Origin of the sequence: Pseudoxanthomonas mexicana (assembly GCF_010093385.1) — a bacterium.
Lineage (GTDB): Bacteria > Pseudomonadota > Gammaproteobacteria > Xanthomonadales > Xanthomonadaceae > Pseudoxanthomonas_A > Pseudoxanthomonas_A mexicana.
Map to the genome: position 1 here is coordinate 63,036 of NZ_PDWV01000017.1, position 6,537 is coordinate 69,572.

A 6,537-nucleotide genomic window follows, 5' to 3' on the forward strand; every position below is an offset into this window, starting at 1 on the left:
CGGCTGGCCGGTACGGCAGCCGCCTTTTTGGTGTAGGAATGCTCGGGCGACTATACGGGAATGTGGTGAGTCGACATGGCGCTGGCTGTAATCGCGGCGATCGCAAACCTGCCGATACGGGAGTGTTCACCGAGGGCGGTAGCGGCAGCGGCCTGAGAAGCATGTCGATGCGACTGTAGGAGCGACGTAAGTCACGACCGCAAGGCATCCGTTGCCAGATATCCGAACCGGCTTCGTACACCGTCGGGCGATGGCTCCATCCCCCGCGCGCGACAAGGATTCAGTGCTCTGCAGGTCTGCGGTCGCGACTTACGTCGCTCCTACAACAGCTCAACCCTCACGCCGCCGCGCAGCGCGCGCACAGGCCATGCACTTCCAGCGTCTGCGCCTGCGGCTGGAAACCCAGCGCTTTCGCACGTGCATCCAGCGCGGCCACCACGTCGCGGTACTCCAGTTCCACCGCGCTGTGGCAGCGGTCGCAGATGAGGAATGGCACCGAGTGTTGTGCGCTGTTCGGGTGGTGGCAGGCGACGAAGGCGTTCACCGATTCCAGCTTGTGCACGAAACCGTTGGCCATCAGGAAGTCCAGCGCGCGATACACCGTCGGCGGCGCATCGGCGCCGACGCCCTTGGTGGCGCGCACCCACTCCAGCAGCTCGTACGCCTTCACCGGCTTGCCGGCTTCGGCGATCAGTTGCAGCACGCGCGCGCGGATCGGCGTCAGCCGCAGGCCACGTTCCTGGCACGCATGTTCCACCGCCGCCACGAACGCCTTGGCGTCATGGACGTGATGGTGCGGGTCGGTGCAGGCGTGGGCGTTGGGCATGGGCGATCCGGATTCAGGCGGACGTACTGCACTTGATGAGTGCGGCGTCGATGCGTTTCAAGGCTTCCACGCGACCGGCCAGGTAGACGGTATGCGAAATGTCGGGGCTGACCTGGGTACCGGTGATGGCCACGCGCAGCGGCTGCGCCACTTTACCCATCCCCAGTTCCAGTGCCGCCGCGGCCTGGTGCAGCGCCGCCGAAACGCTATCGGCACTCCAGTCCGCCAGCGCGGCCAGATTTTCGCGGGCCTTGGCCAGCGGCGCCTGGGCGGCAGCCCCCAGATGCTTGGCCACCGCGGCATCGTCGTACGCCGTCAGCGGCTGGTACCAGACCAGCGCCTTCTCGGCCATTTCCTTCAGCGTCTGCACGCGGTCGCGCAGCGCGATCACCACATCGGCCGGTGCCGGGCCCGTGGACAGGTCCACGCCCAGCTTTTCCAACTGGTAGACCAGGTGCGGCGCGATGTCCGCAGGCGCGTCCGTCTTCAGGTAGTGCTGGTTCACCCAGCCGAGCTTGGCCATGTCCAGGCGCGCGGCCTTGGAGTTCACATCCTTCACGTCGAACAGGGCGATCAGCTCCTCCCGCGTGAACAGCTCCTGGTCGCCGTGCGACCAGCCCAGCCGCGCCAGGTAGTTGATCAGCGCATGCGGCAGGTAGCCGGCATCCTTGTACTGCATCACGTCGGCCGCGCCGGTGCGCTTGGACAGCTTGGCGCCCTGCTCGTCCAGGATCATCGGCATGTGCGCGAACTGGGGCACCGGTGCGCCCAGCGCTTCGTAGATGTTGATCTGGCGCGGGGTGTTGTTGATGTGGTCGTCGCCGCGGATCACCTCGGTGATGCCCATGTCCCAGTCGTCCACCACCACGGCGAAGTTGTACGTGGGGTAGCCGTCCGGCCGGAAGATCACCATGTCGTCCAGCTCGCTGTTGGCGATCTCGATGCGGCCCTTGATCAGGTCGTCGAAGGCGACCACGCCGTCCAGGGGATTCTTGAAACGGATCACGCGGTTCGGGTCGTCGCGGTAAGGCAGGCCCTGCTCGCGCGCGGCGCCGTTGTAGCGCGGCTTTTCCTGCTTCGCCATCGCCGCCTCGCGCATCGCGTCGAGTTCCTCGCGCGTCTCGTAGGCGTAGTAGGCCTTGCCGTCGGCGACCAGTCGTTCGGCCACCTCGCGGTACCGGTCGATGCGGTGGGTCTGGTAGATCGGGCCCTCGTCGTAGCCCAGGCCCAGCCAGTCCATCGCCTCCAGGATCGCGTCGATGGCGGCCTGGGTGCTGCGCTCGCGGTCGGTGTCCTCGATCCGCAGGATGAACTCGCCGCCGCGGTGGCGTGCTTCCAGCCAGCAGTACAGCGCCGTGCGGGCGCCGCCGATGTGCAGGTAGCCGGTAGGACTGGGAGCGAAACGGGTGCGGCAGGCCATGGGGAACTCGACAGACGGAATACGGCGATTTTAACCCGCGCGCACCGCGTTTCCCCTGCTCGTTCAGGGGGAGGGCTTAGAATCCCCGCATGACCACGCTCTTCATCTCCGATCTGCACCTGGACGCCGAACGCCCCGCCGTGACCGAGCTGTTCGGGGCCTTCATGCAGGGCGAGGCCCGCCGCGCCGACGCGCTGTACATCCTGGGCGACCTGTTCGAGGCCTGGGTGGGCGATGACGACCCCTCCGAGACCGGCGCCTATGTCGCGGCCCGCATCCGCGAGGTAGCCGATGCGGGGGTGCCGGTGTTCTTCATCCGCGGCAACCGCGATTTCCTGCTGGGCGACACCTTCGCCCGGCGCGCCGGTATGCGCATCCTGCCGGACCCAGCCGTCGTCACGCTGTACGGCAAGCCGGTGCTGCTGATGCACGGAGACCTGCTGTGCACCAGCGACACGGCCTACCAGGCGTTCCGGGCGCAGACGCGGAATCCCGCGTGGCAAGCGCAGTTCCTGTCGCAGCCCCTGGCCGCGCGACTCGCGTTCGCGGCGCAGGCGCGTGCCGCCAGCGCCGCGCATCAGGGCGGCATGAAGCAGGACAATCAGGCCTCGTTTGAAACGCTCACCGACGTGACGCCGTCGGCCGTGGAGGCGACGCTGGCGCAGTTCGGCATCGATACGCTGATCCACGGCCACACGCACCGGCCTGCCCTCCACGATCTCACCCTCGGCGATCGTGCGTGCCGGCGCATCGTGCTGGGCGACTGGTACGAGCAGGGCTCGGTGCTGCGCGTGGGGCCCGATGGGATGACGCTGGAGAAGCTCCTGTAGGAGCGCCCCATGGGCGCGATGCTCTTCGCTCAGGCGGAGGAACAGCATCGCGCCCATGGCCCGCTCCTACAACCCCGCGGCGAGGGGGTTGCCTACGGGGCTTCCAGCGCCGCCAATTCGTCCGCGTCGAAGCCGGCCAGCAGCCGCGCTTCGATGTTGAACGGACCATGCAGGTAGCCTCCGGCGTACTCCTTCAGCAGTTCGCGGAAGCGCGCGCGCGGCTCCACGCCACGCTGCTCGCAATACCAGCGGAACCAGCGCGAACCCGCCGCCACATGCGCGACTTCCTCGCGAAGGATGAGGTCGAGGATCGCGACGGTGGCCTCATCCCCCTGCTCGCGCAGCTTCACGATCATGCCGGGCGTCACGTCCAGCCCACGCGCCTCCAGCACGCGCGGCACCAGCGCCATCCGCGCCAGGCCATCGTGCGCGGTCTTCTCGGTCATTTCCCACAGGCCATTGTGGGCGTCGAAGTCGCCGTAGTCGTAGCCGAACTCGCGCAGCCGGTTTCGCAGCAGCACGAAATGGCGCGATTCGTCGTGCGCCACCTGCACCCAGTCGGCGTAGAACGCCGCGGGCAGGCCGCGGAAGCGGTAGACCGCATCCCACGCCAGGTCGATGGCATTGAGCTCGATGTGCGCGATGGCATGGATGAAGGCGGCGCGGCCCTGCACGCTGCCCAGTCCGCGGCGAGGCAGGTCGCGCGGGTGCACCAGCGCCGGCCTTGCCGGGCGACCGGGCATGCGGATCGGATCGGGCGCCGGCGCGTCGTCGGGCGCTTCGAGTTCACCGCGACGGAACGCGTCCGCGTAGTGCTGGGTCAGTCCGACCTTCTCATCGACATCGGCCGCCGCCAGGCAGGCGCGCGCGGCCTCGAACAGCGTGGCCATGCGATGTTGCCGAATCAGCCGACGCGGCGCTTGCGCTTGGCCTCGTCCGAGCGCATCTGCTCGATGCGCTCGAAATAACCGGGCTCGATGCCGGTGACGTACTGACCGTCGAAGCAGGACGAATCGAAGCGCGGCAGGTTCGGATTGCCCTCGCGCACCGCAGCCTCCAGGTCGTCCAGGTCCTGGTAGATCAGCCAGTCGCAGCCGAGCAGCTTCTCGATCTCTTCCACGCTGCGGCCGTGTGCGACCAGTTCGTCGGCGGCCGGCATGTCGATGCCGTAGATGTTGGGATGGCGGACCGGCGGTGCGGCGCTGGCCAGGTAGACCTTGCGGGCGCCGGCATCGCGCGCCATCTGCACGATCTGCTTGGAGGTGGTGCCGCGAACGATGGAGTCGTCGACCAGCAGCACCACGCGGTTGCGGAATTCCAGGTTGATCGGGTTGAGCTTGCGGCGCACAGACTTCACCCGTTCGCCCTGCCCCGGCATGATGAACGTGCGGCCGACGTAGCGGTTCTTGATGAAGCCTTCCCGGTATTTCACGCCCAGCACGTTGGATATCTCCAGTGCGGCGTCGCGCGAGGTGTCCGGGATGGGAATGATGGTGTCGATGTCGTGGTCCGGACGCAGGCGCAGGATCTTCTCGCCCAGCTTCACGCCCATGCGCATGCGCGCCTTGTGCACCGACACGTTGTCGATCATCGAGTCCGGGCGCGCGAAGTACACGTACTCGAAGATGCAGGGCGCATGCTCCTGCGGCTCGGCGACGATCTCGCTGAACAGTTCGCCGCGCGCGGTGATGACGATGGCCTCGCCCGGCTGCACGTCGCGCATGCGCGTGAAGCCCAGGATGACCAGCGCCGCGGATTCGGAGGCGACGATGTACTCGGTACCCTCGCTGTGTTCCCGTTTACCCAGCACCAGCGGGCGGATGCCGTGCGGGTCGCGGAACGCCACCAGGCCCAGGCCCAGCACCACGCTGACGACGGCGTAGCCGCCCTTCACGCGGCGGTGCACGCCGGCCACGGCACGGATCGCGGTCTCGGGGCTGAGCGTGCGCTGCAGGTCCAGTTCGTGGGCGAACACGTTCAGCAGCACTTCGCTGTCGGAGTCGGTATTGATGTTGCGACGGTCCTGCGCGAACACGTCCTGGCGCAGCGCGTCGGTGTTGATCAGGTTGCCGTTGTGCGCCAGCGCGATGCCGTACGGCGAGTTCACGTAGAACGGCTGCGCTTCATCCATGCCTTCGGAACCGGCGGTGGGATAGCGGCAGTGGGCGATGCCCACGCGCCCTTCCAGCACGCTCATCGCCTTGGCGTTGAACACGTCCCGCACCAGTCCGTTGTCCTTGTGCACGCGCAGGCGCGTGCCGTCGGCGGTGGCGATGCCGGCGGCGTCCTGTCCGCGGTGCTGGAGGACGGTCAGCCCGTCATAAAGCTGGCCGGCAACGTTCTGGTTGCCAACGATTCCGACGATGCCGCACATGGTGACCTACTCCGGTTTCGACTCGGGCGAAGCTGCAGGGGGGACGCGCTCCTGCGGAGCGCCGGATTCTTCCAGCGGCAGGGGCAAGGGATGCAGGCGCGCATTATCGCCCGCGGGAACGCCGTTGCCAAAGTCCAGTTCCTGCACGGTCCATTCCGGCAACCAGCGTGAAAGCCACTGCGCGCCCGGCGCCAGCACCGGCACGACGGAGGACCGTTTCCATTCAGGTTCGCGCGGCAGATCGGTGAAGGCCGCCAGCAGCAGCACGATGCAGGCGATGAGCGCGCCGCGCGCCAGGCCCAGCACCAGGCCCAGCAGCCGGTCCACGCCCGACAGCCCGACCGAGGAGACCATCTTGCGCACCAGCCAGCCGGTCACGCCCACCACCACCATGACGGCGACGAAACTGAGCGCGTAGCCGCCCAGCAGATCGGCCGAGCCCGGTGGGCCGTCATCGGACAACCAGGCGGCGACTTCGGCGCCGTAGTGGAACGCCACCCACCCGGCCAGCAGCCAGGCCAGGACCGAGGCGAGCGCCCCGATGAAGCCTCGCATCAGCCCGAACAGCGTCGAGACACCGATGATGGCGAGCAGGGTCAGATCGAGCGCACTCACGCGGTACGCCCTCCGGCCACGGCGACGGGGGCCGGCATCAAGGGTGCGGACGCACCATGCCGTCGATGCCGACCTTGGAGGCCACCTGCGCCTTCAGACGATCGGCGCCGGCACGGTCGGCCACTGGCCCCACCCGCACGCGGTTCAACGTGCCCTTGTCGGTGCGCACCTGTTCAACGAACGCACTGAAGCCGGCCGCACGCACCCGGTCGCGCAGCGCATTCGCATCGCCCGCATTGGAGAACGCGCCCGCACCGACAGCGCCGCCCAAGCCCGCCGCCTCCGGCGTGGGCTACGCCGTGCAGTTGGGCGCGGCGGGCTTGGTGACCGGGGGGGCCGGTTTCGTCTCGGCGGCGACCGGCTTGGTTTCCGTGGGAGCGGGCTTCGTCACCCGCTTGGCCGGCGCGGGGGGGGGCGCCCGCGTGGGCACCGGCGGGGTCGGCGGGGTGGGCGGCGCGGCGGGGGGGGCCCG

6 protein-coding genes and 1 pseudogene are annotated in these 6,537 nt (G+C 68.3%); 1 reads left to right on the forward strand and 6 read right to left on the reverse strand.

What is annotated here, in order from left to right; genetic code table 11:
- Positions 1 to 337 precede the first annotated feature (337 nt).
- Both CSC76_RS08265 and gltX read right to left on the reverse strand, forming a co-directional pair.
- A complete protein-coding gene (locus CSC76_RS08265) occupies positions 338 to 826 on the reverse strand; it encodes a Fur family transcriptional regulator (RefSeq protein WP_162109554.1) in 489 nt (162 codons plus the stop codon).
- A 13-nt stretch (positions 827 to 839) separates the two neighbouring features.
- On the reverse strand, positions 840 to 2,246 hold the full coding sequence (gene gltX / locus CSC76_RS08270) for a glutamate--tRNA ligase (protein ID WP_162109555.1): 1,407 nt from the start codon (positions 2,244 to 2,246) through the stop codon (positions 840 to 842).
- 89 nt (positions 2,247 to 2,335) lie between these two features.
- On the opposite strand from gltX, the gene lpxH reads away from it, so the two are divergent.
- A complete protein-coding gene (lpxH, locus tag CSC76_RS08275) occupies positions 2,336 to 3,076 on the forward strand; it encodes a UDP-2,3-diacylglucosamine diphosphatase (RefSeq protein ID WP_162109556.1) in 741 nt (246 codons plus the stop codon).
- A 92-nt stretch (positions 3,077 to 3,168) separates the two neighbouring features.
- On the opposite strand, the gene CSC76_RS08280 is transcribed toward lpxH, so the two are convergent.
- The 4 genes and pseudogenes from CSC76_RS08280 to CSC76_RS08295 form a co-directional block, all read right to left on the reverse strand.
- A complete protein-coding gene (locus CSC76_RS08280) occupies positions 3,169 to 3,966 on the reverse strand; it encodes a ferritin-like domain-containing protein (protein WP_162109557.1) in 798 nt (265 codons plus the stop codon).
- Between the two features lie 14 nt (positions 3,967 to 3,980).
- Complete coding sequence (purF, locus tag CSC76_RS08285) at positions 3,981 to 5,450, reverse strand: amidophosphoribosyltransferase (protein WP_162109558.1); 1,470 nt, start codon at positions 5,448 to 5,450, stop codon at positions 3,981 to 3,983.
- A gap of 6 nt (positions 5,451 to 5,456) precedes the next feature.
- Complete coding sequence (locus tag CSC76_RS08290) at positions 5,457 to 6,065, reverse strand: CvpA family protein (RefSeq protein ID WP_162109559.1); 609 nt, start codon at positions 6,063 to 6,065, stop codon at positions 5,457 to 5,459.
- Between the two features lie 37 nt (positions 6,066 to 6,102).
- Positions 6,103 to 6,537 (reverse strand): annotated as a pseudogene (locus CSC76_RS08295) (SPOR domain-containing protein); the annotation flags it as partial.

Bases quoted from the DNA above. Each gene is read 5' to 3' on its own strand.
- lpxH (WP_162109556.1), top strand. From the start codon at position 2,336: ATGACCACGCTCTTCATCTCCGATCTGCACCTGGACGCCGAACGCCCC.
- CSC76_RS08265 (WP_162109554.1), bottom strand. From the start codon at position 826: ATGCCCAACGCCCACGCCTGCACCGACCCGCACCATCACGTCCATGAC.
- gltX (WP_162109555.1), bottom strand. From the start codon at position 2,246: ATGGCCTGCCGCACCCGTTTCGCTCCCAGTCCTACCGGCTACCTGCAC.
- purF (WP_162109558.1), bottom strand. From the start codon at position 5,450: ATGTGCGGCATCGTCGGAATCGTTGGCAACCAGAACGTTGCCGGCCAG.
- CSC76_RS08280 (WP_162109557.1), bottom strand. From the start codon at position 3,966: ATGGCCACGCTGTTCGAGGCCGCGCGCGCCTGCCTGGCGGCGGCCGAT.